This is a genomic window from Kitasatospora atroaurantiaca (assembly GCF_007828955.1).
Taxonomy (GTDB): Bacteria; Actinomycetota; Actinomycetes; order Streptomycetales; family Streptomycetaceae; genus Kitasatospora; species Kitasatospora atroaurantiaca.
Window position 1 is genome coordinate 2,129,226 of the sequence record NZ_VIVR01000001.1, and the last position, 25,444, is coordinate 2,154,669.

General features: G+C 68.4%; 31 protein-coding genes. 2 read left to right on the forward strand and 29 right to left on the reverse strand.

Going from position 1 to position 25,444, the window contains the following annotated elements; genetic code table 11:
- Positions 1 to 8: 8 nt before the first annotated feature.
- From FB465_RS09600 to FB465_RS09700, 21 genes are all read right to left on the reverse strand, one after another.
- Positions 9 to 908: a phage distal tail protein gene (locus FB465_RS09600; protein ID WP_145789449.1), complete on the reverse strand. Its 900-nt coding sequence runs from the start codon at positions 906 to 908 to the stop codon at positions 9 to 11.
- Positions 908 to 5,107, reverse strand: coding sequence for a phage tail tape measure protein (locus FB465_RS09605; protein ID WP_145789451.1), 4,200 nt, complete (start codon positions 5,105 to 5,107; stop codon positions 908 to 910). The genes FB465_RS09600 and FB465_RS09605 overlap by 1 nt, the downstream gene beginning before the upstream one ends.
- A 6-nt stretch (positions 5,108 to 5,113) precedes the next feature.
- Positions 5,114 to 5,416: a hypothetical protein gene (locus tag FB465_RS09610; RefSeq protein WP_246192590.1), complete on the reverse strand. Its 303-nt coding sequence runs from the start codon at positions 5,414 to 5,416 to the stop codon at positions 5,114 to 5,116.
- Positions 5,417 to 5,439: 23 nt separating this feature from the next.
- The gene (locus FB465_RS09615) at positions 5,440 to 6,048 is read right to left on the reverse strand and encodes a hypothetical protein (protein WP_145789454.1); all 609 of its coding nucleotides are present in this window, start codon (positions 6,046 to 6,048) and stop codon (positions 5,440 to 5,442) included.
- Between the two features lie 11 nt (positions 6,049 to 6,059).
- Entirely contained in the window at positions 6,060 to 6,554 is a 495-nt protein-coding gene (locus FB465_RS09620) for a phage tail tube protein (protein ID WP_145789456.1), read from the reverse strand.
- Between the two features lie 150 nt (positions 6,555 to 6,704).
- The gene (locus FB465_RS09625) at positions 6,705 to 7,142 is read right to left on the reverse strand and encodes a hypothetical protein (RefSeq protein ID WP_145789458.1); all 438 of its coding nucleotides are present in this window, start codon (positions 7,140 to 7,142) and stop codon (positions 6,705 to 6,707) included.
- 2 nt (positions 7,143 to 7,144) lie between these two features.
- Entirely contained in the window at positions 7,145 to 7,411 is a 267-nt protein-coding gene (locus FB465_RS09630) for a hypothetical protein (protein WP_145789459.1), read from the reverse strand.
- The gene (locus FB465_RS09635) at positions 7,408 to 7,839 is read right to left on the reverse strand and encodes an HK97 gp10 family phage protein (RefSeq protein WP_145789461.1); all 432 of its coding nucleotides are present in this window, start codon (positions 7,837 to 7,839) and stop codon (positions 7,408 to 7,410) included. The genes FB465_RS09630 and FB465_RS09635 overlap by 4 nt, the downstream gene beginning before the upstream one ends.
- A complete protein-coding gene (locus FB465_RS09640) occupies positions 7,839 to 8,237 on the reverse strand; it encodes a hypothetical protein (protein ID WP_145789463.1) in 399 nt (132 codons plus the stop codon). Before FB465_RS09640 ends, FB465_RS09635 begins: the two co-directional genes overlap by 1 nt.
- 41 nt (positions 8,238 to 8,278) lie before the next feature.
- On the reverse strand, positions 8,279 to 8,701 hold the full coding sequence (locus FB465_RS09645; RefSeq protein ID WP_145789465.1) for a DUF6093 family protein: 423 nt from the start codon (positions 8,699 to 8,701) through the stop codon (positions 8,279 to 8,281).
- A complete protein-coding gene (locus tag FB465_RS09650) occupies positions 8,698 to 9,144 on the reverse strand; it encodes a DUF6093 family protein (RefSeq protein WP_145789467.1) in 447 nt (148 codons plus the stop codon). Before FB465_RS09650 ends, FB465_RS09645 begins: the two co-directional genes overlap by 4 nt.
- Positions 9,145 to 9,249: 105 nt before the next feature.
- Positions 9,250 to 9,741 carry an NUDIX domain-containing protein gene (locus tag FB465_RS09655; RefSeq protein WP_145789468.1) on the reverse strand — a complete coding sequence of 164 codons (492 nt, stop codon included), beginning with the start codon at positions 9,739 to 9,741 and terminating at the stop codon, positions 9,250 to 9,252.
- 73 nt (positions 9,742 to 9,814) lie between these two features.
- On the reverse strand, positions 9,815 to 10,831 hold the full coding sequence (locus FB465_RS09660) for a hypothetical protein (RefSeq protein WP_145789470.1): 1,017 nt from the start codon (positions 10,829 to 10,831) through the stop codon (positions 9,815 to 9,817).
- Positions 10,831 to 11,622: an aldo/keto reductase gene (locus FB465_RS09665; protein WP_145789472.1), complete on the reverse strand. Its 792-nt coding sequence runs from the start codon at positions 11,620 to 11,622 to the stop codon at positions 10,831 to 10,833. The genes FB465_RS09660 and FB465_RS09665 overlap by 1 nt, the downstream gene beginning before the upstream one ends.
- Positions 11,619 to 12,221, reverse strand: coding sequence for a P-loop NTPase family protein (locus tag FB465_RS09670; RefSeq protein ID WP_145789474.1), 603 nt, complete (start codon positions 12,219 to 12,221; stop codon positions 11,619 to 11,621). Before FB465_RS09670 ends, FB465_RS09665 begins: the two co-directional genes overlap by 4 nt.
- Positions 12,215 to 12,829 (reverse strand): 3'-5' exonuclease, encoded by a 615-nt coding sequence (locus FB465_RS09675; RefSeq protein ID WP_145789476.1) that lies wholly within the window; start codon positions 12,827 to 12,829, stop codon positions 12,215 to 12,217. The genes FB465_RS09670 and FB465_RS09675 overlap by 7 nt, the downstream gene beginning before the upstream one ends.
- A gap of 7 nt (positions 12,830 to 12,836) precedes the next feature.
- Positions 12,837 to 14,012 (reverse strand): radical SAM protein, encoded by a 1,176-nt coding sequence (locus tag FB465_RS09680; protein WP_246192591.1) that lies wholly within the window; start codon positions 14,010 to 14,012, stop codon positions 12,837 to 12,839.
- A 60-nt stretch (positions 14,013 to 14,072) separates the two neighbouring features.
- Positions 14,073 to 14,660 (reverse strand): nucleoside-diphosphate kinase, encoded by a 588-nt coding sequence (locus tag FB465_RS09685; RefSeq protein ID WP_170290537.1) that lies wholly within the window; start codon positions 14,658 to 14,660, stop codon positions 14,073 to 14,075.
- Positions 14,657 to 15,658, reverse strand: coding sequence for a thymidylate synthase (locus FB465_RS09690; RefSeq protein WP_246192592.1), 1,002 nt, complete (start codon positions 15,656 to 15,658; stop codon positions 14,657 to 14,659). The genes FB465_RS09685 and FB465_RS09690 overlap by 4 nt, the downstream gene beginning before the upstream one ends.
- A gap of 193 nt (positions 15,659 to 15,851) precedes the next feature.
- Positions 15,852 to 16,175, reverse strand: coding sequence for a hypothetical protein (locus FB465_RS09695; protein WP_145789479.1), 324 nt, complete (start codon positions 16,173 to 16,175; stop codon positions 15,852 to 15,854).
- A gap of 628 nt (positions 16,176 to 16,803) precedes the next feature.
- Complete coding sequence (locus tag FB465_RS09700) at positions 16,804 to 17,202, reverse strand: ATP-binding protein (protein ID WP_170290538.1); 399 nt, start codon at positions 17,200 to 17,202, stop codon at positions 16,804 to 16,806.
- 272 nt (positions 17,203 to 17,474) lie between these two features.
- Between FB465_RS09700 and FB465_RS09705 the strand changes: the two genes are divergently transcribed.
- Together FB465_RS09705 and FB465_RS09710 are read left to right on the forward strand one after the other, a co-directional pair.
- Positions 17,475 to 18,785 (forward strand): NsdA family TPR-like regulatory protein, encoded by a 1,311-nt coding sequence (locus FB465_RS09705; RefSeq protein WP_484140824.1) that lies wholly within the window; start codon positions 17,475 to 17,477, stop codon positions 18,783 to 18,785.
- Positions 18,786 to 18,807: 22 nt separating this feature from the next.
- The gene (locus tag FB465_RS09710) at positions 18,808 to 19,368 is read left to right on the forward strand and encodes a GNAT family N-acetyltransferase (protein ID WP_145789484.1); all 561 of its coding nucleotides are present in this window, start codon (positions 18,808 to 18,810) and stop codon (positions 19,366 to 19,368) included.
- On the opposite strand, the gene FB465_RS09715 is transcribed toward FB465_RS09710, so the two are convergent.
- From FB465_RS09715 to FB465_RS09750, 8 genes are all read right to left on the reverse strand, one after another.
- Positions 19,352 to 20,122, reverse strand: coding sequence for a phage minor capsid protein (locus FB465_RS09715; protein WP_246192593.1), 771 nt, complete (start codon positions 20,120 to 20,122; stop codon positions 19,352 to 19,354). The genes FB465_RS09710 and FB465_RS09715 overlap by 17 nt on opposite strands.
- A 51-nt stretch (positions 20,123 to 20,173) precedes the next feature.
- Positions 20,174 to 20,497 carry a hypothetical protein gene (locus FB465_RS09720; RefSeq protein ID WP_145789488.1) on the reverse strand — a complete coding sequence of 108 codons (324 nt, stop codon included), beginning with the start codon at positions 20,495 to 20,497 and terminating at the stop codon, positions 20,174 to 20,176.
- A 65-nt stretch (positions 20,498 to 20,562) separates the two neighbouring features.
- On the reverse strand, positions 20,563 to 20,775 hold the full coding sequence (locus FB465_RS09725; RefSeq protein WP_246192594.1) for a hypothetical protein: 213 nt from the start codon (positions 20,773 to 20,775) through the stop codon (positions 20,563 to 20,565).
- On the reverse strand, positions 20,768 to 20,974 hold the full coding sequence (locus FB465_RS09730) for a hypothetical protein (RefSeq protein WP_145789490.1): 207 nt from the start codon (positions 20,972 to 20,974) through the stop codon (positions 20,768 to 20,770). The genes FB465_RS09725 and FB465_RS09730 overlap by 8 nt, the downstream gene beginning before the upstream one ends.
- Complete coding sequence (locus FB465_RS09735; protein ID WP_145789492.1) at positions 20,974 to 22,023, reverse strand: major capsid protein; 1,050 nt, start codon at positions 22,021 to 22,023, stop codon at positions 20,974 to 20,976. The genes FB465_RS09730 and FB465_RS09735 overlap by 1 nt, the downstream gene beginning before the upstream one ends.
- Before the next feature lie 13 nt (positions 22,024 to 22,036).
- A complete protein-coding gene (locus FB465_RS09740; RefSeq protein ID WP_145789494.1) occupies positions 22,037 to 22,456 on the reverse strand; it encodes a head decoration protein in 420 nt (139 codons plus the stop codon).
- A 120-nt stretch (positions 22,457 to 22,576) separates the two neighbouring features.
- Positions 22,577 to 23,239 carry a hypothetical protein gene (locus FB465_RS09745; RefSeq protein ID WP_145789495.1) on the reverse strand — a complete coding sequence of 221 codons (663 nt, stop codon included), beginning with the start codon at positions 23,237 to 23,239 and terminating at the stop codon, positions 22,577 to 22,579.
- Between the two features lie 109 nt (positions 23,240 to 23,348).
- Positions 23,349 to 24,782 (reverse strand): serine/threonine-protein kinase, encoded by a 1,434-nt coding sequence (locus FB465_RS09750; protein ID WP_145789497.1) that lies wholly within the window; start codon positions 24,780 to 24,782, stop codon positions 23,349 to 23,351.
- Positions 24,783 to 25,444: the final 662 nt, after the last annotated feature.

The window sequence follows — 25,444 nt, forward strand, 5'->3', positions numbered from 1 at the left end:
TTCTCTCCTCACAGAGCGGTGTAGGCGTCTCGCCAAGTCACAGCGAGACGGGCGGTGTTGGTGTAGTCCGTGGCGGTCCAGCGCAGCTCCGAGCGGCCGGGCGGAATACGGAACCGGTCGAGCCGCGAGGTCGATGTGAGGGCGCCGGCAACGTTGCCCGTGCCGTTGCGCAGCACGGTCCGGGTTCCCGGCCGGGTCTCGATCTGGACGTACTCGCCGTCGCCGAGGCTGAGGGCCAGCTCCAGGGCGCGGCCGGTCTCGACGATCCACAGGCGTGCGTTGGTGACCGGGCCGGTGATGCGGATGCTCGGCCACGCGGGCCGGTCGCCGGCGCTGATCAGCCATCCGGGCCGGGCGGACGGGTTGGCGACACCGGTGGTGATCGGTGCGACGAGGGGCGCCGAGAACCCGCCCTTCGCGCTGGACACGTCGAGGGGCAGGGTGACGCCGGAGACGGCGTCGGCCTGCCACAGCGGATCTGTCGCCTGAAACTCGATCTCGATCGGGATCCAACCGTGCACGGCGCGGGCGACTGTGGACGCCTCGACGCGGCGCACGCGCCCGAACAGGCAGCGCGCAGCCTGGCCGGGCCGCTTGGCCCGCAGCACGGCCAGGCGGCCTGCAGTCAGGCGAATCGCTTCGTCGGACCCTGCGCGCACGAGCGCACCAAGGCGGTCCAGCACGAGAGCCGGATTCGCGGCAGCCCGGATCCCGGCGAGGATCCGCACCGTGCGGGCCTCCTGGAGATCGACCCCGGCGAACACACCATCCTCTCCGGGGATCGGCACATCGCCGGTGCGCAGCGGTGCGGTTCCGAGGCCCTGAATGTCCTCGATCAGCACGTCGGTGCCGTGACCGATGACCACACCTGCCACATCGAGCTGCCAATCGGCCAGTACGGCGGCCATCAGAGCTGCCCTCCTCGTTGAACGGCGCGAAGCCGTCGCATCACGGCGTCTGCGAACGCCTCGGGCCTGGCATCGGCGCCCGTCACGGTCACGGGCATGGAGCCGACCAGCGGCGGGCGGCCGGTCTCCTTGACGACCACGACGGCTGGCCCGGCCGGGCGCGCGGGAACGAGCTTGACCACGCCGCCGGTTGGGACGCTGCGCCGGACGGCATGCGTGTCGGCGGCCGGACGGATCACGCCACCGTCGGCGAAGGCCTGAGTCGTACCAAGGCGGCCCTTGTCCGGCCCGTAGATGACCTGGCCGCCGAACCTGTGCGCGACCTCGGCCAAGACCGCCTTGGAGCGAGCCCGCTTTGAGGCGGCCAGGGGCACGTAGGCCTCGCCCTGAGTCTCCGGTTCGGCCCAGACCCGCCAGGTTCCGCCCGGAACGATCTCCGCGATGTGGCTCTCCGGAATCCGGGGCCCACGGATGCCGCCGCTGGCGAAGAACTCCAGGATTCCTCCGTCCGCCTTGCGCGCCGCGAACGGACTGTCCGACTGGCCCCAGTTCGCTGCGCCCTGCGGAGTCAGCACCAGCGGGATATCCACGCGCTTGGGAGCGTCGATGTTCACCGAGATCGTCTTCGAACCGGGGATGGCCCGCACGGACGCGCCGATACTGTCCAGCGCGGCCTGGACTTTGCCCATGTCGCCACTCAAAAGCGCCTGAGTGAGTGCCTGGGCAGCGGCCGCACCCTTCTCCTTGCTGACCTGGGCGATCAGGCTCAACATCGCCGCCCACTGCTCGTTGGCGCTCGTGCCGGCCTGCTTGAACGCGCCGATGACCGCGCTGAGGTCCGGCGCGTTGATCGGCTGCTTGCTGCCCCAGATCGTCTGCAGGGTCGTCATCGCGCCCTCGATGTCACCCGCGAGCAGCGACCGGGCGAACCCCTGCGCGGCGTCCACGCCCTTGGCCTGCGCCACCTGCGTCACCAGGTCCAGGCCCGTCGCCATCTCTGTCTTCGACGCAGCGGTACCGTCCTGGACGGCCTTGGTCATGTCGGTGACCGCCATCTGCTGGAGGATCTTCCCGAACGCTGCCACGTCGTTGGTCTGAGCGGCCGTTGCCCACGCGCGGGCGGTTGCCTCCCCGTACCTCGCGGCGATCCCTGGCAGCTGCTCCAGGCCGGCTTGGAAGGTGTTCTGGCTGCGGGCCGCGTCCTCCACCACGATCGACTGGAGTTCGTCCGCGACCTTCCTCTTGCCGTCCTTGAGCTGACGCACCAGCTCATCGAGCATCGGGGCGGCTGAGACTCCCAGCTCCGCGAAGTGGCTGGTCAGGTCGCCGTACCCGGCAAGGGCGAGCTCGGACAGGTTGTGCTGGAAGTCCCGCTGCGCCTGGAGCTGACGGCGCAGCTCGGCGAGGTAGTCATCCAGACCGGCGCGGGTGACATCGACCAGCCCAGTGAGCTGCTCGGCGGCGCCCTTCTTGCCGGCCTTCAGGTTGCCCACGAGGTCGTGCACCATGTCGGCCGAGGCATCCCCGAGCTTGGCGAAGTGCTCGGCGAGTGGCCCGTACCCGCGGGTGGCCAGCTCGTTCAGGTCCTGCTCGAAAGACTTGTGTGCCTTGGCCTGCTCGGCGAGCTTGTCGATGTACCCCGTGATGCTGGTCTTGGTCAGGTCGATCTGAAGGGCTTCAGTGCGGCTGCTCGCCGCGACCCGATCCTGCGCCGCCTTCCATGCCTCGGTCGGCTGGACGATATCGCCGATCGCCTTGCCCAGCGCCTTCATGCTCTCGGAGTACTTCGGCGCACCGTCCTTGTCGGTCGGCAGCAGCTTCTCCAAGGACCACGGCCCCCCGGCACCCTGCACGGCACCGTCGACCTTCGCCTTCACGATGTTCATCGCGTCGGCGTACTCCGCTGCGGCCTTCACCGCGTCGGACCACGACTTCGAGCGGTCCTGGAGGACCTTCTTCGCCTGGTCGAAGTTGGTGTCGTACGCCCCCAGGTTCGGATCCCACGACTTGGCCTTGCCGATGTCCAGCTTCTCGTTGAGCGCGGCCAGCTTGTCGCCGCCGCTCACCAGCCCGTCAACGACCTCGTTGAGCTCAAGGCCGACCGACTTCAGCTTCTTCATGTCGTCCGAGTTGGCCAGGCTCTCGGCAAGGGCCCGCAGACCCGCGCCGGTGTCGTGCTCCTCCTTCTCGCGCCGCAGGGCCGCGACCAGGTCGTCCGTGACGGCCTTGGCCTTCTGCTTGCTGGCGGAGTAGGCGGCGTAGCCGAGCACGCCAATCGCGAGCAGCCCGGTCAGACCGGACACGGCCAGGCTCGTGCCGCGCAGCACGGCGGGAAGCACGGAGCCGCCAGCAGCTGCATCGGCGGAAGCAGCGCGGAACGCGGCCAGCTGAGAGGTGATCTGGGCGAGGCCGGCACGCCCGATCATGGCGGCAGCGGACAGCGCGATGAGGACTCCGGCGGCCTCCTTCACCGGGCCGGGCAGATCGCCGATCGCCCCGGCGACGATCCCGGCGTACTGCGCCAGTTCCTGGAGGACCGGCAGCAGGACGCGGGCGATGTCCATACCGAGCGCCGAAGCCTTGTTCTTGAACAGGTCCCACTGGCCGCTGGTGGTGTCCATCTGGATCGCGTAGGCCCGCTGTGTGGCTCCGGCGCGCTCGATCTCGAAGTTGATGGCCTGGTAGGTATCCGCATAGTTCTTGCCGTCGGCGGCGGCCAGCGCGAGCGCGGCCCTCACCGCCCGAATGTCCTTGAACAGAACGGCGGTCGCCTCGGCCTGGCCGTGCGTCACAGCGTTGATCCGGTTCATGACGACGTACAGGCCGTCCTGCTGGACGGCGCTGGCCGCCGACTCGTAGCCCAGCGACTTGGTCAGGTCACTGAGCTCCTTTGTCGGCCGCATGAGCCTGGTCATCAACATGTTCAGCGCGGTCGCGGACTCCGCCGCGGGGATGCCCGCCAGGGTGATCGCGGCAAGCGCCGACGACAGATCGGCGAAGCTCACACCGGCGGCAGCGGCCATAGGCACCACATCGCCGAGCTGCTGCGCGAGCTCCTCGAACGAGACCACGCCCTTGTTGACCGTCTGGAACATGATGTCCATGACGTCCGCCGCCGCCGACGCCGGAAGGCCGTACGCCTTCAGGACACCGAGCAGGGCCCGAGCGGCGACCTCGGTAGTCGTGAGTCCGGCCGAAGCGCCCTGCGCGGCCACCCGCAGGATGGTCATCGCCTCAGCGCCATCGAAGCCCGTACTGACGATCTGGTACAGGCCCTCCGCCAACTGCCTTGCGCTCTGAGGCAGTTCAGTGGACAGGCGGATGATCTGGTCCGTGAACGCGCCGACGCTCCGGCCGTCGATCTGCCGCGAGATGGTCAGGACGTTGGCCATCTCCTTCTCCAAGGAGATGGAACCCGCGACGCCGGCGGCCAGGATCGCCCCGAGGACCAGGCCGCCCTTCAGGTACCCGGAGATCCGCGCGGCCGTGGCGGCCTGCGCGGCGGCGGTCGCCTCGTTCTGCGCGCGGGTGACGGCGGCTGTGGCGGCGACCGTTCGCTGCGCTGCCTGCTCCTCGGCGGCGACCTGGCCAGCTCGGGCCTGGCTCGCAGCGACGGCGGCTGAAGCCGCGCTCACGTTGGTTCGTTCGGCGAGCACGGCGGCACGCGCGGCGGTCTCCTGTGCGGCGGCGGCCCGCGCCGCCTGTGCGGTCTGAGCTTCCGCCGCGCGGGTGGCGGAGGCGGCGGCCGCTTCGGCGGTCCGCTGGGCGGCTGCCGCTCCGGCTCCGGCGGTGGCCTGGGCACGAGCAGCCATGGTCTGGGCGATCTCCTGCGCGCGGGTAGCGCGTGTGGTGGCCTCCACGGCAGCGGTCTGCTCAGTCTGGGCGCGGGCGGCAGCCGATGCGGCGACAGCCTGCGCACGCCCTGCGCGCTCGGCCGCCGCTGTGGCGGTGGTCTGCGTAGCTGCCGACCGTTCGACGGCTGCCTGCACCTCTGCTTGGGATCGCACGGCGGCCGCCGCTGCCGCGACCTGGGCCTGGCCGAGTCGCTCGGCAGCTGCCTCGACGCGCTGCAACTCGGCGCGGGTATTCGACAGTTGCCCGTCGAACTGGCGGAGCTGCTGGGCTCCGCCGCGCAGGCCCGTGGTCAGGCCCGACAATCCGGCCTGGAGCTGGACGTACAGGGTGTAGGCGCTGGCCACGCCTGATCACTCCGTTCTGGGCCGCAGCCCGATCTTCACCCCGCGCGCCTCAGGCCCCTGGGGGACCTGCTCCTGCTCCATCTCGATCAGCTCGCAGCCGGAGCAGCGATGCGACTCCGCCACGTACGCGAACCGGTCACCGCCCGCGGCCTCGTCCCACTCCGACGGCCGGGTGCCGCAGCCCTCGCATACCGCCCGTGTGAAGTGGAGGTACGCGAGGGCTTTCGCCCGGTCGAGTGCCGTCCAGCGGCCGGTTCCGGCACCCATTAGCTGGGAGTGCGGGATGCCGTAGGCCGCGCACAGTTCCATCTCCGACCTGAACTGCGGGTCGGCTACGAGCCTTTTCCCAGGTCGGCCCGAATCGTCTGGTTGGGCAGCAGAGCGGCGGTGAACAGGACCTTGGCGTCCGTGTCCGACCACTCGTCGAGCAGTTCCTGGGCGTCCTGCACGCTCATCCCGTCGACCTCGGCGCCGGTCTCGTCCCGCTCGACGTGGCACGCGGCGATCAGTGCGGCCGGGAAGGTGTTGACGTCGTACTCCATGCCCTTGTCGGCCTGGTCCTCGCTGGGCGCGTGCTCGCGCAGCAGCTGCTCCCAGGCCGGCCTGGGAAGGGCTCGGAACGTCAGGGTGAACGTGGCCTCGGCGAGAGCGTGTTCGGCCGTCGCGAGAAGGGACTGAGCGATGACGACCTGCGGCTGCGACTCCAGCCAGGCGTCCTGCTTCGTCTCCGGAATCCCGGCGACGGTCGCGGAGGTGCGGGCGTCGGAGCGAGCCTTCACCAGGCTGAGCGTCGCTTCCGACACGGCCCGCTTCGCGTCGTCGTTGTCGCAGAAGCTGACGGCGCGCTCCGGCAGGCGACGGGCCCGCAACCGGTCCATCTTGGCCCGCCAGTGCGCGTCCCGCGCCACTGCGGCGGCCGGGGGTTCGTGCGTGGTCGTCATCGCTTCGCCCCTCAGCTCGCGGCCGGAACGGCAGCGTCGAGAGTGGGTACGTCGGTGATCGCGAAGCTCACCTTGAACTTCGCGGGCTCGGTGCCGGTGCTGTAGCTCGGGGCTCGGGAGCCGACGCGCACGGGGAAGATGTCCATGCTCTTGCTGGCCGGGACGTCGCCCTTGCGCAGGATGACGACGTAGCCGGTGACGTCCTTGGACAGCAGGGTCTCGACGGCCTCGCTGACCAGGTCCTCGTAGAAGGTGAGGCTGGAGCTCGCGGCCTTGTCCTCGCCGGGGATGCTGGTGCTGAACTTCGAGCCGAGGTCTGGGGTTTCGATCGGGGAGTTCTCCAGGCTCCAGCCTTCAACGTCGGAGACCTGCTTGGACAGATCGGTCGAGCCCGGTCCGGTGGTGAGCTCGGCGCGGGTCGGGACGTTGGTGGGCGCCGCGATGGTCTTGAGGAAGTAGATCCGGGTGATGCCCCGGCGCATGAACCGCTGCTGCGTGGATGCCACGCTCGACTCTCAATCCGGGGACGCAGACCACCCGGAATCACCGGAGACCCGTCCCCTGAGACACCGCCCGTCGGGGCGGTCAGGAGTCAGCCCGTGCCGGCGGCCGGGCGTCCGTGCTTGGGTCTCCACGGTGAGATGGTGAGCAGCAGATCAGCTGTCTGGGGTAGTGACGTGCAGGATGATCCGCTGCACGTAACTGTATACGCCGCTGACGACTGTGACGCCGTCCTCCTTGTCGACCTCGCGGCCGATGACAGTGTGTCCGGCTACCGGGATCGGGATGGCGAACGCTCCGCTCTTCGTCCGGGCGAGCAGCGCAGTGCGGACCTTGTCGCTCATCCACTCGGCCTGCTCGGCGGTCGTGCCGATGCTGGTCACCTGGTAGAGCATCCGCCCGTCACCGTCGCCATCGCCGAACGGCGGCCCCGAGCTGGTGCCGCCCAGCGGGTACAGGACGCAGTACGGGATCGTCACGCCGGTGGGCTTGTCGCTGGCTGTGGGTGCGGTGCCGTATCCGCAGCTCCGGCCGGTGGCTGCCGAGAGTGCGGCCTGAACGGCCAGAGAGACAACTCGTCCCTGCACAGGCATGGTTACTCGTCCTCCTCTTCGACTTCGTCGCCCGTCGTCAGCCGGTCAGCGGTGATCCGGCTCGCCAGGTCCATGTCGGCGTAGCGGATCATGCCAGCCCGGTCCCAGAGAGGCATGTCGGCCGGCGATGCCTCCACGTAGAGGCCGAGCTGCCCGTCGTGCTCACCGAGGACTTCGATCACGAGCACCGCACGGGAGAGCAGGCCTGCGCCGTGTGCTTGGAGGACTCGGGCGACCGCCTCGTGGATGTCGTCCGTGAGCCGGCTCATCGACTTCCCTCCGCGATCTGCCCCATCGCGGCGACAAACAGCGACGTGATCCGCTCAACGGCCGGGCCCACGTGCGGGTACGGCGGCTGGTGGTAGATGCGGCCGAGGATGTCGGGCCCCACGAAGCCGTACTCGAGGCGGCGCGCCTGCGGCTTGTTCGTGCCGACGACCGCCTCGACCCCGGCAGCGGTGACACGCACGTCGTTGGTCCAGCTGCGCCGGTAGTCGCCCGTCGGTGCGTTCGGGCCCGGCCTGCCGGAAGCGTTGGCCTTGATGGCCGTCTCCAGCAGCATCGCATGGTGACGCACCACGGAGACGGCCGCAGGCAGCAGCGAGGCTGCTCGCCCTTCGAGCTGTGCGGCGATCTCGGCACCGTTGCTGTACGCGCTGGCCGCAGGGTGTGCGTTGGGGTGCGGGTTGGTGGTCATCAGCCGACCTCATCCAGGGCCGCCCACTTGCCTGCCGCCCACTCCTGGAGCTGCACGAGCAGGGCACGCGTGTACTCGCTTGGCCCGCCGTCCATCAGGTCATGCCGGTTGAGGACCGCACGCTCCAACTCCGTCGCATCGATGGCGCTCAGGAAGGCGGCAGCCGCCGGACCTGGGTCCGGCGGCTCACCGATGCTGACGCGTGCCAGACCCGCCCACTCGTCGGAGGCGGTCGGCTTGAGCAGGAGGGCCAACTCCGGGAGCTGTCCGGCACGGTGGCTCAGGGTGTATGCCTGAACCTGCGACGCCAAGTCGCGGCCGTCGATCTCCAGGTGGGCGGTTGGTCCGTCGGCCACGATCCGGACGGGGCTCGGGTCATTGGAAAGGGTGGGGGTCATGATCCGACCCTAGGAGCCGTGTCAGACAGGCCCGGCGCAGGTCAGGGCGGGGTGATCTCATCGAGCCTGGTGATGCGGGCAACCTCGACCGTGCTCGCCTCGGCAGGATCGAGGGCCTGCCACACGCGACCGGCCGTCCCGCCGGTACTGGATGACGACACTGCCACCTCCACACGGTCACCGCGCTGCGGGAGGGGAGCATGCAGCGGCGTGATGAGCCCGTACCAACTAGCCGTGTCATCAAGCCACTTGCCGCCAACCAGGTTCTCGACCGCAGCCAGTCCGTGAGCGGACAGCACCGCCCCGTTGCCCTCCCAGACCACGTCAGCCGGAATCGGCCCCAACAGTCCGGTCTCAACATCCAGCTGTGGAGTCCCGGTCGGGCGCGAGATCCGCACGCGGTCGACCATCACAGTGTTTTCCAGGTGCTGGCGGACGGCATCAAGGTCAACGGGAGTGGTCATGCCGTCCCACCCGCCTTGTCGATACGCATCCAGGTCGCGCGCACGACTTCGACGGTGGCGGTCTCACCTGGGTCGAGGACCCTCCAGACGCGCCCAACGGCAGCCGTGTCCTCGCTGTGGACGACCGTCACTCGGTCGCCGATGGCTGCGACGGGCGCTGACAGCGGTGTGAACAAGGTGTAGCGCGCGTCACCGTCGTCTCGGTATGGCTGTCCTTCCAGGCGCAGCACGATCCCTGGGCCGCTTGCGGGCCGGTGCGCCCCTGGGCCCTCGTACACGATGACGTCCGGCCCAGGCACGTACTGGCCCGTTGTGGGGTCGAGGACCATGGGCCCCGGCCGGAAGATGCGCACGGTGTCGGTCAGGAGCTTGCGTTCAACAAGGGCTATCACGGAGTTGGGCAGGATGCCGCTCTGAGCGGAAGTGTCGGTGGGGGTGCTCATGGTTCGAGCCTAGGCAGGGTGTCCGACACCCTTGCGGACAGCGGAGTCAGACTCCCGTGGGCCGCGAGTAGACGGCCCACGGGAACTGCTGCCCACGGGGAGGCGCTACAGCGCAAGGCCGTCCTCGAGGTAGGCCCCGCCGTCCCCTGCCGCCCAAGCCTTATGACAGGCCAGGAGGTTGGCGGCGTTCGTCTCTTCCATCAGGCCAGGCGTGTTCGCCGCCTCCTGAGGGTCGTACCAGGTCCAGGCAAGGAGCTCATCGGCTGGCAGCTTGATCTGGTGCTCGTCGCCGGGATGAAGGCTGCCGAGAAAGGTGAAGATGTGGCACGGGTACGCGCCGGGGTTCATCTCAGCTCCCCGGTACAGGGGCTTGCGGCCGGTGACGTGGTGGACGGTGAGCAGGCGCGCGATTGCAACCGGGATGCCGAGTTCCTCTCGGGCCTCACGATCGGCACACTGCCAAGGTGTCTCCTTCTCGCCTTTCCCGCCAGGGACTACCCACGTGTTGGACCGGGCGTGGTGAACCAGGAGGACCTTGCCGTCGGTGCGAGGGATGTAGACGCCGGCGGCGGTGGAGGTGAGGACGCGATCGGCCATCAGGTGTCCGTTCTCGGGGTTGGAAGTGTGCGGCTCGGCGCTACAGGGTCGGGACTCGGTTGTGGTCGGCTGCTCAGAGTGCGGTCTCCAGGCAGTCGACCACTGTGGCCACCTGCTTGGAGGCGCGGTAGGGATCGAGCCTGCGGATGCAGTCGTGAAGGAGCTCGGCCTTGTAGTCGAGCGAGGAGACCCGTAGATCGGCGACCCGCCGGGTGACGTCGTCCGAGGTGGAGACCAGGAGCGCCGACGGGACGAATCGATCGATGGAGCGGATCTCCGTTGGGCCGAATGGGAGGCATCCGGCCAGCACAGCCTCGAAGAGGCGCTGGCTGATGGCTCCGGTACGGGCGTATCGCTCTGGGGCCAGGAGCACGGTGGTGAGTGCTTGACGGTGGACCCGCTGAGACTCCGGGAAGCCCTTCCGTCCGGCGAAGTGGACGTGCGGCCATGCCTCCGTGTGAGTCCACTTCCCGACGACCTGGTGCAGGTGGATCCGTGCGGCGGGCGCGAAGTAGCGGTCGAACGCGGCGTCGCGGCCGTACTGGTTGCCGACGTAGACGAGTGGCCAAATGCGCTCCCCGGCCACGAGCTCGCGGGGATCGGCGCGGTCGAGTGCTTGATCGGCGACGGGTACGAGAAGCGTTCGGGCACCGTCGGCCGGGTGTTGGGCTACGTCGAGGATCTGGACGGCGGGGTGTCGGCGCAGCGGGTCGTTCGGGGCGAGCGTGCGGTCCAGGTCCCAGATCAGGGTGGGGACGCCGAGCTTGTGGGTGTAGTGGTCGAGGAGTTCCTGTTGGCGGTGCAGGTCGCAGGTGTGTCCGGGGCTGCCGCAGGCGGTGGTATTGCGGCCGGGCAACGGCCATCGCCACTCCAGGAACAGCGCGTCGATGTTCGGGAGCCCGGCATCCCAGCTGAATTGCCCGGTCAGATCGTCGGCCGCTTCGGTCAGGTCCCGGTTCTCTTGGAGCAGTGTCAGCTGGAACTTGGTGGCAAGTCCGTTCAGGAGGGTCTTGCGCCAGGACCGGCCGCCGTCCGGGGTGTCGGTGATGCCGGGCCCGATGAACCCCCAGAAGCTGAACCCGAGCCGCATCACCGTTGCTCACTTTCGGGGTGATCAGCCGTGACTGCGGCGACGAGAGCGGCCAGGTGTTCGGGGTTGCTGGTTCCTGGGATCGGGGCGACGTGCTCGCCGAGGTCGAGTAGCCAACGCAGGGCCTTGCCCGCGCTGTCCCCGGCATGCCGACCAGCGTTCAGGGGTCGGTAGGGGATGTAGGGGATGCCGTGCTGCGCGCAGTACGCCACGGCGGGGTCATCCGGCTCGTCGATGTTGAGGACGTTCTGTACAGCGGCGATCGGGACGAAGGTGGAGGCTTCGGCAATCTGCCTTGGCGTGACCTTGGACAGGCCGATTGCTCCGATCTTGCCCTCCTCCCGGAGGGCGTCGAGTACGGCGACCTGGTCGGCGAGGGGAACGGTGGGGTCGATGCGGTGGAGGTAGCAGAGGTCGAGGCGTTCGGTCGCCAGCCGGCGCAGAGATCCCTCCACGGCTGCGCGTAGGTAGTCGGGTCGGCCTAGGGGGCTCCAGATGTTCGGAGCGGGCCGGACCATGCCGACCTTGGTGGCCAGCAGCAGGTCGTCGTCGTAGGGGTGCAGGGCCCATCGGATGAGCTCTTCGACGGTGTGGGGGCCGTAGGCGTCGGCGGTGTCGATGTGGTTGATGCCGAACTCGGCGACGCAGGTACGCAGGAGGCGTAGCGCGGTGGTCTGGTCGGCGGGGGTTCCCCACGTTCCGGAGCCCGTGAGTCGCATGGTGCCGAAGCCAAGCCGGGCGACCTGCTTGCCCGCGATGGTGATGGTTCCGCCCGGGCGGTTGCCGCTCATGCGTCGGCCGCCTGGAGGGCGGCGGTCACGGCGGCCTGGACTGCGGCGTCGTGGCCGGTGGAGGGCACGGGCATGTGGTGGAGCATCCTGTCGGCCAGGAGCTCGTGGAGGTGGCGGTCGACGGCGGCCCGGTAGTCGGTGTCGAGGTAGGCGGGGTCCTTGCGGGGGTGCTCACCGAGCGGGATCGACGGATCCAGAACCGTGGCGAGTAGCAGGGCGTGGTGGCGGGCGTGCAGGTCGGCCAGGCCCGCCAAGGGCTGGACCTCGTCGTCTTCGGGCTGCTCCCCGCGGTGGTGCTGGGCGGCGATGTAGTAGGCGAGGGCGTCGTGCGGAGTGCGGTCGACGAGGACCACGTCGGCGGTGTGGCTGGCCTCCAGGGCGGCGGCCGCGCTGGCGGCAATGATCCACTCGGTGGAGTGGGCGGTGTGGCGCTGCATCTTGGGGAAGCCGAGTTCGGCCGCGCGCCGGGCCAGGCCACCGGTTCGGGTGACCGTGAGGCCGACAGCGCGCAGCTCCATCTCGACACGGCGGGCGATGGTCGTCTTGCCGGTGTGGTGGGTACCGGCGAAGCCGATCATGACGGGAGGTCGGTTCACCATAGGGTTTGCTCCTCGTGGTCGGGAGCCGGGGCGGCGGGCGCTCCGGGCATCTTGGGCGGGACGGCGACCTGGATCAGGTCGTCCCAGGTGGCGTAGTGGTCTGCGAGGGTCATGAGGAGCAGGGCGGTCACGTGGGCGTCGTAGGCCGCGCGGTGGCGCTTGCCCTGCACGGTGCTGACGTCCAGGCCGGTGTGGAGGAGCAGCGCGTCCAGGCCGTAACCGGGGGCGTCTGACAGGGCCGCACGGGCCAGGCGCAGGGTGTCGATCACTCCGGCGGGCTGCCAGGTGGGCAGGTGCCGGGTGAGGACGCTGTACTCGACGCTGGCGTTGTGCGCCGCGATCCACACCCCGTCCAGGTCGGCCTGGACGGATGCCGCGATGCCGTCCCACGTGGGCGCGTTGGCCACGTCCTGGTTGGTGAGGTGATGGACGCCGGTGGCGAACCGGGTGATGGGCTGCGGCGGGCGGACCAGCGTCGCCCTGATCTGCTCGGGCCGGACGAGACCGCCGTCGATGGGGACGACGGCGATCTCGACCAGGTCGGGCGGGTTGGCACCGTTGCCCTCAACGTCAACTACGAGCAGGCGGGGCCAGGTGCTGAGGTTCACGGGTCTCCTAGGCGGCAGGGGCGGGCCACCCGAGGTCGGCCCGGCCGTGCCGGCGGTAGTGGTGCGGCTTGGTGCGGTCGTGGACCTGGTAGCCGAACGCGTGCTGGAGGGAGTAGCGCGGCGGTTCGTTCAGGCCCTCCACGATGATGGCGCGATCGGTCACCTCAATGTCGCCGACGGCGCCGAGTGCACGAGCCTCGCGGGTGACGGTGGCCAAGTCCGGTGCCTGCCAGGCGTCCTTGCACAGCTTGAGTTGCGCGAGGGGGCAGATGTCGCACAGCTCGCGGATGCCGTAGTGGCCGTTGTAGTCCGCCTCTCCGTGGGCGTAGGCAACACCGCAGCTGGTCTTGCGGAAGAGCGGTCCCCAGGGCAGTTCGGCGTTCTCGGGCCGGTGGAACGCCCGGAGGATGCGCTGCTCGGACTCCTCCGGCATGATCTTGCGCCGGGCGGTGTCCTGGTAGGGCTCGGGCAGGCCGTTCTCGCGGTAGTACGCGGCGATCTCGTCGCGGAAGAACAGCCCGGTGAACACGGTGGCGTGGGCGTGCTGGGACAGCTCCAGCGCGCGTGCGATGTGGGCGTCCGAGTCGTTGAGACCGGGCACGATCGGCCGCCAGTACAGCACGGTCCGGTACGTCTTGGCGTGCTCGAACAGCGTCTTGAGGCTGGCGGCGGCGATCGCCGAGTCCACCGGCTCGATGCCGGGGTGGTCGATGCCGGAGTGGGTGACCAGCACGGTCAGCTTGATGTGGCGGTAGGAGTTGAGGACCGCGCAGTCCTCCGGTGTCACCCGCCACCTGGTGATCACCAAGACGTGGTTGGTCAGGCCCTGCTCGTCCAGGAGCCGCAGGACGTTGAAGGTGTGCGGCTTGACGACGGGCAGCATCGGGTCGGTGGCCCGGTTGAACAGCTGGATCGGCGTCTTGTGCGCCCGGAAGTAGTGGTGCCCGGTGAGGAGCTGCACGGCATCCTCGTCGCTCATGAGCGCCCGTGGCGTCTTGAGGCCGAAGTTGTCGAAGAGGTGCCGCACGCAGTAGCCGCATTCCAGCGGGCAGCCGATGATGTGGTTGAGCGACAGGCCGGACTTGCGGTACTCGATGACCTCGGCCAGCTCCGGCTTGAGCGTGGCGATCTGCTCGGTGGTCAGGATGGGGAGCGGCCGGCGGGCCCTGATGACGGCGGTCACGGTCTTCGGTCTCCTCTGGGTGGGGTCGTGAAGTGGTGCCAGCGCGTTGCGTGCTGTCGGTCAGGTCGGCTGGGAGGGCTGCGGCACGAGCGCGCGCCCGACTGCGCCCGTGTCATCGCGCGGGAACAGGCGCTCGAACTGGTCAGCGCCGAACCATGTTCCGAAGTCGCGGCACGTCGCAGCGCCGTCGTCCGAGGTGTGCACAAGGTTCTCGATCAGGCGGTGGTCTGCGCGGGCTGCCTCAAGGCTGTCCACGCCGAAGTCGGCGCGGATGGTGCCCTTGGCGGCCTGGGCCGGATCGAAGTGGCCGAGCAGGCCACGCAGCCGGGTTGGAGTATCGATTCCCTCCGGACCGCGGGCGAGTGCCACCATCACCGTCTGGCCCACATACGCGCGGCGCAGGCACGCCGGCACGTCAACGTCGAACCAATCCTGGTCCACAAGCATGTCCCAGTAGTGGACGAAGACCTGCCAGTCCTCGACGACTACGAGCTGCGTGTGGACGATCTCGGCGAACCTTCCGATGCGCTTGAGCACCGTGTCGGTCAGGTTCCGCCGCACGCAGTCGGGCTTGAGGAGGATCACGCTCCAGCGGGTCCAGTCGACGCCGTCGAGGACCTGGCCGGCCTGCGCAGGGCGCCGCTTCACAGCCTCACCTCCACGGGCATGCGTCCCGGCCACCGGCGGGTGACCTGCCAGCGGAGCGCCGGGGAGAGCGCGGCGATCAGCGCCAGATCCACGGGATCGGCCGCACAGTGGACGAGCTGCCGCTGCACCTCGAACAGAAGGACCACCTGCTGCCAATACGGGGCGAGCCCCAGTACGGCAATGTCCTCGGGCGTGTACTGGATCCGGTTAAGACGCAGCGCCTCCTCGTGTTCCAGGACCTGGAGAATCTGCGGCCACCCGGTGTCCGTGGGCATCACCGGCGGGGCGAACCGCGGCAGCTCCGACCTCCGCCCAATGCTTTCGGCGATGACCTGCTCGACGCGCGGCATGTCGGGCTCACCGATGTGCATCGACCCAACGTGGTGGGTGTAGGTGCCCAAGTCGACGCCGAGCACGCAGGCGGTGAACTCCTGGATGAGCGTGAAGGAGAAAACGTCGGCGATCAGCCCACGGTCCGCGTCGTTGGCCCGCATATAGCAGACCATGTGCAGGCGGCCTTCGCGGAGCAGCAGATGTAGGGCGAGGAGGCACGGCACATCCGGGCTCTGCGGATCAGCCAGCTCTCCGGCGCGGAACACCGGGAGCACCGCGCGCTTAGAGTCCTTCTCTCCTTGCAGTAGCTCCACGGCTTGCTCGTAGGGCTGCTGAAAGATCCGGGCGCCGTACGCCGAGCCGTCGATGGTCACACCATCGTGGGAATCCCGGTGCCGGCGCGGTGCGTAGTAGCCGATCATGGCGAGGTCGCTGCGCCCGCCGAGATACCACAGCGCCTCAGCGAAGTGGTAGATCGGGTTGATCTTCCGCGAGTTGAGGAAGGGGGTCCGAGATCGGGGGTCCGACAGCTGGAAGCTGAGCCCCAGACTCTCCCTGCTCGTGTTGCCACGGGGGGCATTCCTGAACTCGTAGTCCTCACTGACGTGACGCAGGACCTCGATGTAGGCCCGTTCGAACGAAGGGAACATGGGTGGCGCAAGCACGATGCCTCCTTGGGCGTTCGAGCTGCTGGGATGGGTTGAGGTGGAAGGTGGGCCACCCCCGGCCGGTGTGCCTTTCACAGATCGGGGGTGGCGTCTGGGTGAGGCCGACGGCCAGTGACGGCCCCGCCTCAGACCCGCCAACGCGAGCGCCGAGCTTGCTGGTGAACGCATCGGGGCGGGGACATCTGATGGTCTACGGACCGGCCGGCGCAGCCGCGAGGCGGTTGGACAAGGTTTCCGGATTGGCATCCGTCAAAAGAAGCCGTGCAACGACCAGCCCGGCGCATGTTGCGCGAAGGTGCTGAAGCTGCACAGCCGGGAGAGCGCCGCGCAGTCGGCCCGCTGAATCCAGGAACGAGGCACATCGCGCGAGAAGCTGGCTGGCGGCAAGAGCCTCAGGACGGTGGCCGTGCCGATCAGTCACCCTCTGCGCCATGGCATTGCACTCTCTGGCCAGCTCGCCGATGCCGGGATCCTCCTCCACCAGGGCGCCCCACCAGTCGAGTTCGGCCGCCACGTACATCACGGCCCGCGCCCGGCAGAACCTCGGCAGGCCAGTCGTCGTGGTGGGAACGGGCCACTCGTACGCACCTGGCAGGGACTGGGCCCGTAGGCGGACCTCGGCCGCAGCTTCGCGCCGAACTACATCGGCCACGCTGACTCCCGTCCTGGGAGCACGGGCTCCGAACCCGTACCAGGCTGCACGGTGAACACGTAGACCGCCTGGTCGTCCGAGAAAGCCAACGAGTACGACTCCCCCCAGCGAAGCGCGTCCATCGCGATCTCCGGACCATCCTGATCAGTCAGCCAGAGGACCGGCGTGGCGGCGTGATCAGGGTCCAACTGCTCGGTGAGGTGCGTTACGCGCATCTGCATCCAGCGAACGGCCAGCCGAGCGTCAGCCATGGGCTGCGAACCAAAGAGGGTCGGCCGACCAGCACCGTACCCGTAGGCGACCGCGTGGCACCAGAAGGCCGTCCGCGTCCGCTCTGGCGTCCGGAGTCTGGAGGAAGGAGGGCCGAGAGGCAGGCCGCCAGCGGGCGCACTCGCTGGCGGCTTGCTCGCTGGCCGACCTGGAGGTCGGGTTCCGGGCCGCGCCCGCCGACGCCCACCTCCCAGACCCAGCGCCTTCCTCACTAAGCCCTTCACGCGGCCACCTCCGGCCTGCCGCTGCCCGCGGGCAGCAGCACCCTCGCCCACACCGTCTTGCGTCCCTTCGTCGTAGCCACGTCCATGTCGTCCGCCAGGCTCCGGACCAGTAGCAGGCCCCGGCCGTTCTCACCTCGCACGACGAGGTGCCTGGGAGGCAGCAGGTCCGGGCGCGGGTCGCTCACTTCGAGGCGGCAATCACCGTCGACCTCCTGTAGCCGAACCTGGACATCACCCCCCGGCTCGCTGGCGTGTTCGATCGCGTTCGTCACTAGCTCCGAGCAGATGATCAGCAGGTCATCTGCTCTGGAGCCCTGAAGTCCCCAATCGGCCAGCCGGGCCATCACCTGACGACGAGCAAGTCCGACAGAGGCCGGCCACGCGGTAAACGTCATCTCCCAGACCCGAAGACACTGCCGCCTCTGTCTCACGGCCACCATGCGCGTCGCTCCCATCGTCAGGAGCGGCGTGGCGCGCCCCGGCTGGTTCGCTTGCAGGGCCTAAGGGTTGCGGACCGGTGACGGCCGGGCGAGGACACGAAGCGGCCACTCAGCGGCCATTCAGTGGCCCAACGGCCCCCTGACGATGACGTTCCCACCGTGAACTGGCCACTTCCCGTCACGATCCCTCTACCGTGGGAGATCTCACGAGCCATCAGGGGGTCACGATGAGAGCGCCCGGTAACGAGCACCTGTATGCGGCACGGGTGTCCCGGGGATGGTTTTCCCAAGAGAAGGCCGCAGAAGGCATCAGCCTGGCAGGTCAGGACGCACTCAAGGACGAGAGCTTCACGGTCGGTGTCCGGACTTACCGGCGGTGGGAGACCCCCACACCCCCGTGGCCTCGCCCCGACTACGCCACGGCGCTACGCGCCGCATTCAACCGCGGGCCAGAGCACCTGGGCTTCGTGCTTCCAGGAGGTTCCAGCGCCGAGCCGAGTGGACCAACACTCGACTCAGAAGTCATGATCCCGCCTGTGAACCGTCGCGAAGCACTCGCCGCCGGCGCCGCCGCTCTCGGCCTGCCCTGGCTGTCCTCCACCAACTCCGCTCCGACCGGCCACCAAGAATTACGGATCGGCCACGAGGAGATCAACGACCTCCGCGCCACAGCACTCGACCTCGACGCCATCGACCAGCGGTTCGGCGGCGATCGGCTGTGGCGGTCTGCCCGCTCGCACCTTTCGTGGGTTCACCACCTGATAGACCAAGGCTCATACACCGATGCGGTCGGACAGGAGCTCCAGGGTCTCGCTGGCGAACTGACAACGTCTCTGGGCTGGTTCTGCTACGACGCGAACCAGCAGGCCGAGGCACGGGTCTACTTCTCCGAAGCCCTCAACACCGCGATGCTCGCAGGCAACGCGACCCTTGCCACTCGGACGCTCTCGAACATGGCCAGACAAAGCGTCGACCTGGGCAAGCCACGTGAGGCCGTGCGATTCGCTCAGATCGCGCAGGGTCACGCCGCCGAGTGGCAGGCCCCGGCCCGGGTGTCAGCACTGCTGGCCATCCGCGAGGCCCAGGGCTACGCGCACATGGGCAACGAGGTGGCTTGCTCAACCGCCATCAAGCGTGCCTGGAAGCACTTCGGCCGAGGCACCAGTGATCGCGACCCGGACTGGGTGGGTTTCCTCAACGAAGCCGAGCTGACGTGCCTTGAGGGAATGTGCCGCCTGGACCTCGGGCAGCACAAACGGTCGGTACGCCTGCTCGAACGATCTTCCGCGCTCCAGGACATTGAGCACTCGCGGAACCGGGGCATGTGCCTGGCACGCCTGTCCTACGCAGCCGTGCAGGACCGGGATCTCGATCGGACAGTGGCAGCTGCTCAGGAGTCACTGCGCCTCATCCAGGGAGGCATGACTTCGACCAGGAACAGGCAACAACTCGTACTCGTCCGGGACAGCCTCGCCCCGTTCCACAAGAGCCCCGAGGTGCGGCACACCGCAGAACTTCTCACCGCGAACATCGCCTGACTCATGCGAAGGAGAGTTACCCGTGACCGATCTTGAACTGCACCACTACCGGGGTACCGCAGCTAAGGAGGTGCTCGATGAGCTCGTGGCGGTCTACACCGTGGTCTACGACGTTCCCCCATACATCGGCGACCCGTTCTTCTCCGTCGAGTCCTTCGCCGAGCGCCTCCAGGGCGCGCTGGAGATGAACGGCTTCGAGACCGTCACCGCTCGGCTGGCCGGTGAGATGGTGGGCCTCGTGCACGGGGTCACCCTTCCCGCCGACCGGGCGTGGTGGACCAGCCTCGGCGAGGCCAGGCCGGCGGAGGTCCTCGCAGCGGCCGAGGCCGACCAGGTCTTCTGGCTCCGGGAGCTCATGGTCCTCCCCAAGTACACCGGCCAGGGGATCGGCCGACAGCTGCATGACGAGGTGGTCGCCGGCCGCGAAGAACCGTGGACTGCACTGACGTGCATCTTCGACAACGAGCCTGCCCGGAGTGCCTACCCCAGGTGGGGCTACGAGGTGATCGGCGGGCGCATCAAGCACGCTCCTGAATCCCCGGAGTACGACGCCATGATCCTGCGACCTACTCCGAGTCGATAGCAGGCCTCGGCCCGAATGCCCGGCGGCACCGCGGATGAGAGATCGGCCACTCGGCCGCCTCGTCCACGGTGCGCAGCGTCCGGGCCGCCTTATCCGGGTCGGTGTGGGACGTCCAGCCGCAATCGGGCCCGTCGAAGACCTCGACGTACTTGACGCCGCTCTCCCGCGCCTGGTTGAGAGTGCCCGCGTTGTAGGCCACCGCGCTTTTCGCAAGCGTGGCGGCCTCGGCCCAAGCCCGGACCGGCACCCTGGCACCGTTGCGGTAGATGACGTACTCGAGGTGGCTGCTGGCGGCCAGCCGGTCGGCGAGCGCGCGGGCGGCCTGCCTCGCGGTCACGTTCCCGGCCGCGAGAAGGGGGACCTCGCGTCGGGCGGCCGCGCGGGCAGCACGGTATAAGGCATCGGCCATCCGCCCAGTCTCCTGGCTTCGACGCAGGAAGTCGCCGTAGGAGTCGGCGGCCAGTGCCTGAAGGGCGTCACGGTGGATCAGTGTCCAGACAAAGCGGCTACCGGAGACTGAGGCAGCCGCCGTCGCGCCCTGCTCGTACAGGTGCGGCAGCTGGCGGCCGACGAACTGCACCGCTTCGTCGTCCACAGCCCTGTGGAAAGCCTCGATCGCCTGTTTGAACTCCTCCAGAGTTGCCAGGACGTGAGGCGTCCGCCAGTTGTCGGCGAAGGCGGCGATCACAGCGGCTTGGCGGGCGCTGAGGCGCTGCCAGGCGTCCTCCAGGACCGCGGCGACTCGGCGGGCCACCTGGTCAGCCTCGCCGGGCACCAGAGGCGGCCAGTCGTAGGGCACGGCCGCCTACCGAACGCGGCGAGTCGGCACAAGGGCGGCGACGGCCAGGTGCGGCGCTGTGTCACCGTTCACCGCATCGTCCGGGCCGGGGTTGGCCTGAATGCCGGCAAGCTGCCTCTCCAGGCCGGTCAGGTTGCCGGTCTGGTCCATGGTGACCACACCGTCAACCACCAGGCGCAGCGGCTCGGCGAGCAGCCTCGCGCGGCGCTCGGACAGCACCTCCAGGGCGACAGCGCGGGCGCTGCGCAGGCGCTCGTACCGGCCACTGAGTTCGGTCAGGTCGGTGGGGCCGAGCTGGGCGAGCAGCCAGGCCCGAACGGTGTCGTCCACGGGTGTCTCCTGTCGGGTGTGTCTGAAGCCCGGCACCGCAGGGTGCCGGGCCTCGTTGATTCGGGCTACTCGGGGTCGACCCACCGGATAGTGGTGGCTCCGCCGTGCCCGTGGATGGACTCGGCCATTTCCAGGGACGGCCACACGACCGTGGACGGCCGGTCGCCGAGCCACTGCACCACGGCGGTTCCGGCGCTGAAGAGCACGCCCTCGGCTACCAGCCCGGTGCCGGAGACACCGGATACGTCGACCGCTCGGTCCAGGACGAACCTACGCATCGGCGGCAGGCTCCTCATCCGCAGTGCCCGTGCTCTCCCCCTGCTCCTGCTCCCCCAGCGCGCCGCCAGGTTCCCAGGCGTCGGGGTGGGTGATCAGTGCGGCCACCTTGGGCTCGGGTTCATCTCCTGGCTGGAGGGTGATCCGCTCGTGGGTGACCGGGTGGTCGAGGTGGACCGCGGCGGCCAGGCGGGCGCCCATCACAGGACCTTCGCGACGATGTGGGCGTCCGGGGTGTGCAGCACGGGCATGCCGACAGCCGACCCCTTGGTCCAGATCTGCACCGGGTCGTCCTGCACGCCTCGAGTGATGATCACGCCCGGTGCGTCCTCGCGGTCGATCTCCGGGTTGGTGCCGCGCGACAGAACGAGGGCTTCGGCCGTGATGCCGAACTGCATCTGGCCCCATTTCGTGCGGTCCGGCGGCAGGAGGATCCACCGGTCCTCGGGCAGAACCTTGGTCGGGGTTCCGTCGACCCGGACCTGCGCCTTGTAGAAGGTGATCGGCGGGAGCCCGTAGTTGCCTCGGACGGTGTTGACCTGCTGGGGCGTCAGGGTCGCGGTGGGGGTGTTGGAGGGATTCACCGAGCCGTAGTAGGCGGCCCTGTAGCTGTTGTTCTTCGCGAGGAAGCTGAACGCCTTGCGGGAGGTCAGCACCATCTCCGGCTCGGGCGCGCCCAGGTCGTCCAGGTACTGGATCCAAGCGAGCTCGTCGGCGATCGGATCGCTGGTCGGATCGGACCACGGCTTCGGTGCGACCGGCATGTTGCCCGCCGGCACGCCGAAGTCGACCTCCAGCGTCAGTCCGTTCTCACCGGCCAGCGTGAACTTCCCGTCCAGGAGGACATCGCCAGCTGCGAGCTCCAGGCGGGAGCGGATCGCCTCGACGTGCCGCTCGACGTCGTCGTACAGCAGGTTGATCAGCCGGTCCTGGTCTGCGCCGTGAGACTGCTCCAGCAGGATCTGCTCCTGCTCGCCCACCACGAGCTTCTGGCCGAGGGGCGGAAGGAAGCCCTCGCGGGCGTTCTCCCACGCCTGGCGGTCGGCGAACGGCACGGACGCGTCGTAGGCGCGGTACTTCGCGGTGCTGACGTACCGGCCGGAGTTCTTGATCCGCCACTTCACCTCGCGGGAGACCAGCGTCGGGAACACCTGCTGGGTGAGGAGGAAGTCCTGCGGGCTGGGGATGGCGCGGGCGAAGGCGGTCAGGTCGTGAGCCGACACGTCCTTGATGAGGTCCTGGATGGTCATCGGTCAACTCCTCTCAGATGAAGCGGATCTGCGGGCCGGTCACCGAGGCGGTGACCTTGGTGGTGTCGATGCCGCCGGGCACGCGGGCGGCCTTGACCACGCCGTGCCAGAGCAGCGCGGCGGGCACCCTCGGCTGGCCGGGGGCGAACAGGCTCTCGGCGAAGACGAGGCCGGCGAGGTTCTGGGTGCCGTCGGTGGCGGCCGGGTTGAACGGCCCGTACAGGCCGGACGCGGTGATCTTCCCGACGGGCACGCCGGACAGGACGCGGCTGTACGGCTGCGTGGTGTCGGTGGACACCTGGTAGTGGGTGCCTGCGCTGAACTTCGACATATCGAGGGTGATCGTCTCGATGCTGTCGGTGCCGTGCAGGCTCGCGAGCCAGCTGCGGTCAGCCGTGTAGCTGGCCGAGCTGCTGATCGGCTGGATGGTCAAAGCCCCTCCTCGGGACGGAAGACGGAATGGCACGTCTCGCACTCACCAGCCGGTGGTGCCGTCCACGAAGGAGGGGCGTGGTCCCGACGGTCCCGGTAACTGCCGGGTCAGGAGGACGAGTTACTCGGTGACGTAGCCGCGCCGCTTGGCCATGGCCAGTCCGACCGAGCCGGGCGTGGCCGCGCCAGCGCCCCGCGGGGGCGGGCCTCCGGCGGGTGCACCGCCGGGGGCGGGCGGCGCTGCGGCTGGCTGGCCGAACAGCTCCTTGCGGCGCTCCTTCAGTACGGCGACCGCGTCCGACACGGCCTGGTCGTCGGCGTCGTCCGGCAGGCTGATCAGCCGCTCAGCGTCCGCCAGGTCGTCACCGGTGGCGCCCTGCCCGGCGAGGGCAGCGCGCAGCCGAGCAGAGCAAAGAGCGGCCTCGGCTGCCTGCTCGCGCGTCTTCGCGGCGGCAAGCGCCTGGTCGGCAGCCTGCTCCCGTCGCTGGACCTCAGTCAGCGCCGCGTCGTCGGCCGCACGCCGCTCGGAGATGTAGGCACTCAGGGCCTCCGTGTCCGCGAACCCGAGGTCGCCGGCCAGCTTCTTGAGGGCCGCCCTGCCGCCCTGCGACTTCTCGCGCGCGAGCAGCTTGCTCAGCGCCTCCTGCGTCACGGCCGGCGGCTGATCGGTCGGGTCCTGCTCGTTCGACGGGTCGTCAGGCGAGGCACCGAGGATGGGGAAGATCGGGCGTCCATCGCGGCGGTCGCCAACGGGCGCGACAGGCGGCAGGGGGTGGTGGGCCATGCGGACGTCCTCCGAAGCAGCGCCCCCGCGCCAATGGTCAGTGTAACCACGCCCTGCCTCGCCCCGTCTTCCTCTAGTCGAAGAGCTGACCCGGAGCCATGCCCAACAATCACGTGTCGCTGATTGCCTCATACAAGAGCTCAACTAGCACCTCAGGCGTCAGCTGCTTCTGATCTAACCGCCAGACGTGCGGACCCGGATGAATCATGTGGACTCTCTGGGCTTCGAAGGTACCCGGCTCGAAACCGTGCGCACGATCAGTTGGGCCATACGCGTAGGGGGCCATCCCAGTCGCAGTGAAGCGAAGTAGCGACCATCGCAGCCTCTCCCCGATAAGTTCGCAGACGATATTTGCCGCTGGAAGCCGATTTCCGTGAAACGTGGGATATTGGCCTGACTGGGCGACATAGACAGTACCCATGAGAATGAGTGGATCATCAGCCCGCACCTCCCGAGTTAGCGGCCACAGGGCCCCTACTACCAGAGCTCGGCCAAGGTGCAACTTCCACGTGCCCTCCGACATGCTGAACTCCACGTCGGGCACTGCTTCACGCGCCAGTTCTGCGGCATCTTCAAGAAGATGACGAAGATCAGACCGACCCTGTGCAACGTGCTCGTCCTGACGTGCTTGTGCGGCTGACCGCGCGGCACGAGCCGCATCCTCCTGTGAGAACTTCCGCTGCACGTCATACGCAGCCTCTCGCAGCCGCTCTTGTTCTGGAAGTAGCCGTCTCGCACCAGCATCAATTGCCTCAATCACGGCACGCGCATCCTGCGGTCGACCTGTGGGCTCCTTCGAAAGCAGTCTCAAGACCAGCCGACCGATCGCAGCGGGAACACTGTCAGGCAATGGTGGTGGCGCCTCCCGAAGGTGCTCGCGCTTCAGCGCCGCTTCATCCGCTCCACGGAACGGCTGATCACCGGTCAAGACTTCAAATGCCAGAATACCTAACGCGTACAAATCACTTTTCACGGCGGCAGGTTCGCCCAGCCAAAGCTCTGGCGCCTTGTAGGGCGACGTCCCCACGCCAGCCCACGTATACGTACCAGTCGACTCAAGGAGGTCACGAGCGATACCAAAGTCAGCCAGCTTCCATACGCCATCAACTTCCAGCACATTCGCAGGCTTCAAATCTCGATGCACTACCGAGGCTGCGGCCAACTCGACCAGCCCTTGCGCGACCTGGCGAATCGCCTCTATACGCTCCTCAAGATCAAGACTGTCGGCCCGAATCGCTGCGCGCAGGGAACGGGCCGCAAGAGGCATCACCAGGAGCAGGTCTTGATCTACCCTCCCGATGTCAAGCAGGTGAATCAAATGCTCCGAAGGGGTGACGGCGAGCCGCTTGTCGATCTCAACCTCCCGCTCGCGGAGGCGCCGCTCTTCCTCGCTACCCAACACCAGCTTGACCCGCTTCACGGCTACCGCTAGACCATCCGCGCTGGCACCGCAGAATACCTCCCCAAACCCGCCGGGATCCCCGATCTGCGCCCTTGGATCGTACGACCACTGCGCGCCGCTCAGACCTTGGAATGAGACCATGACTCAAGAGTCCCAAGATTTCCGACGGCTCGCGCCCTGGGCCCGTGATCACGGGAAGCCGCTACTCAGCCACCTCAGCATAGAGCGGCAGCCTTGGAATCTCCGGGCTAGGCTTGGGAAGCCCGAGGTAGTCCCGAACCAGGCCGTTGTCACCCGTAGCGTCAGCCAGCCTGGCCGCAGCGTCGAATGACCGGGCTTGGATGCGCCGCACCTCTTCGGCGGCATCCTCGATTGGGTACCCGGCGTCCATCAGCACCCGCACGCCGGTCTCCAGCGGGTGCACCCCGGCTGTGATGCCTGCACCACCTTCTCCAGTGCGGCAGCGTGGTCTGTCACCGTATGCGGTCCTATCTCACCCATGGCCCTACCAGTGCCGAGTTGCCGTCGACGCCACAAAGAGGGCTACTGGAGAAGTCGGCGGTTTCGACAGAGAAGGATCCTCCCCCAGTGAATTTGACCTAGTCGCCAGAGGAGCTGATTTGGTGCCTGAGCATTTCTTCCAGGTCGACACCGTCCATCCTGAGGAGCACCTGCCATTCTCAATCAAGCACCCCAGGGAATAACCTAGATGCTTCGAAGCCCCCAGAGGATTGCAGCAGCCCTCCTCCAATTTAGAAGCTCAGGCCGTGGACACACGACGCGTCGACCGCCCAGCCCAATGA

Coding starts and splice junctions, on each gene's coding strand:
- FB465_RS09600 (WP_145789449.1), bottom strand. CDS start 908: ATGGCCGCCGTACTGGCCGATTGGCAGCTCGATGTGGCAGGTGTGGTC.
- FB465_RS09610 (WP_246192590.1), bottom strand. CDS start 5,416: ATGGAACTGTGCGCGGCCTACGGCATCCCGCACTCCCAGCTAATGGGT.
- FB465_RS09615 (WP_145789454.1), bottom strand. CDS start 6,048: ATGACGACCACGCACGAACCCCCGGCCGCCGCAGTGGCGCGGGACGCG.
- FB465_RS09625 (WP_145789458.1), bottom strand. CDS start 7,142: ATGCCTGTGCAGGGACGAGTTGTCTCTCTGGCCGTTCAGGCCGCACTC.
- FB465_RS09630 (WP_145789459.1), bottom strand. CDS start 7,411: ATGAGCCGGCTCACGGACGACATCCACGAGGCGGTCGCCCGAGTCCTC.
- FB465_RS09635 (WP_145789461.1), bottom strand. CDS start 7,839: ATGACCACCAACCCGCACCCCAACGCACACCCTGCGGCCAGCGCGTAC.
- FB465_RS09640 (WP_145789463.1), bottom strand. CDS start 8,237: ATGACCCCCACCCTTTCCAATGACCCGAGCCCCGTCCGGATCGTGGCC.
- FB465_RS09645 (WP_145789465.1), bottom strand. CDS start 8,701: ATGACCACTCCCGTTGACCTTGATGCCGTCCGCCAGCACCTGGAAAAC.
- FB465_RS09650 (WP_145789467.1), bottom strand. CDS start 9,144: ATGAGCACCCCCACCGACACTTCCGCTCAGAGCGGCATCCTGCCCAAC.
- FB465_RS09655 (WP_145789468.1), bottom strand. CDS start 9,741: ATGGCCGATCGCGTCCTCACCTCCACCGCCGCCGGCGTCTACATCCCT.
- FB465_RS09660 (WP_145789470.1), bottom strand. CDS start 10,831: ATGCGGCTCGGGTTCAGCTTCTGGGGGTTCATCGGGCCCGGCATCACC.
- FB465_RS09665 (WP_145789472.1), bottom strand. CDS start 11,622: ATGAGCGGCAACCGCCCGGGCGGAACCATCACCATCGCGGGCAAGCAG.
- FB465_RS09670 (WP_145789474.1), bottom strand. CDS start 12,221: ATGGTGAACCGACCTCCCGTCATGATCGGCTTCGCCGGTACCCACCAC.
- FB465_RS09700 (WP_170290538.1), bottom strand. CDS start 17,202: ATGACGTTTACCGCGTGGCCGGCCTCTGTCGGACTTGCTCGTCGTCAG.
- FB465_RS09705 (WP_484140824.1), top strand. CDS start 17,475: ATGAGAGCGCCCGGTAACGAGCACCTGTATGCGGCACGGGTGTCCCGG.
- FB465_RS09725 (WP_246192594.1), bottom strand. CDS start 20,775: ATGCGTAGGTTCGTCCTGGACCGAGCGGTCGACGTATCCGGTGTCTCC.
- FB465_RS09730 (WP_145789490.1), bottom strand. CDS start 20,974: ATGGGCGCCCGCCTGGCCGCCGCGGTCCACCTCGACCACCCGGTCACC.
- FB465_RS09735 (WP_145789492.1), bottom strand. CDS start 22,023: ATGACCATCCAGGACCTCATCAAGGACGTGTCGGCTCACGACCTGACC.
- FB465_RS09745 (WP_145789495.1), bottom strand. CDS start 23,239: ATGGCCCACCACCCCCTGCCGCCTGTCGCGCCCGTTGGCGACCGCCGC.
- FB465_RS09750 (WP_145789497.1), bottom strand. CDS start 24,782: ATGGTCTCATTCCAAGGTCTGAGCGGCGCGCAGTGGTCGTACGATCCA.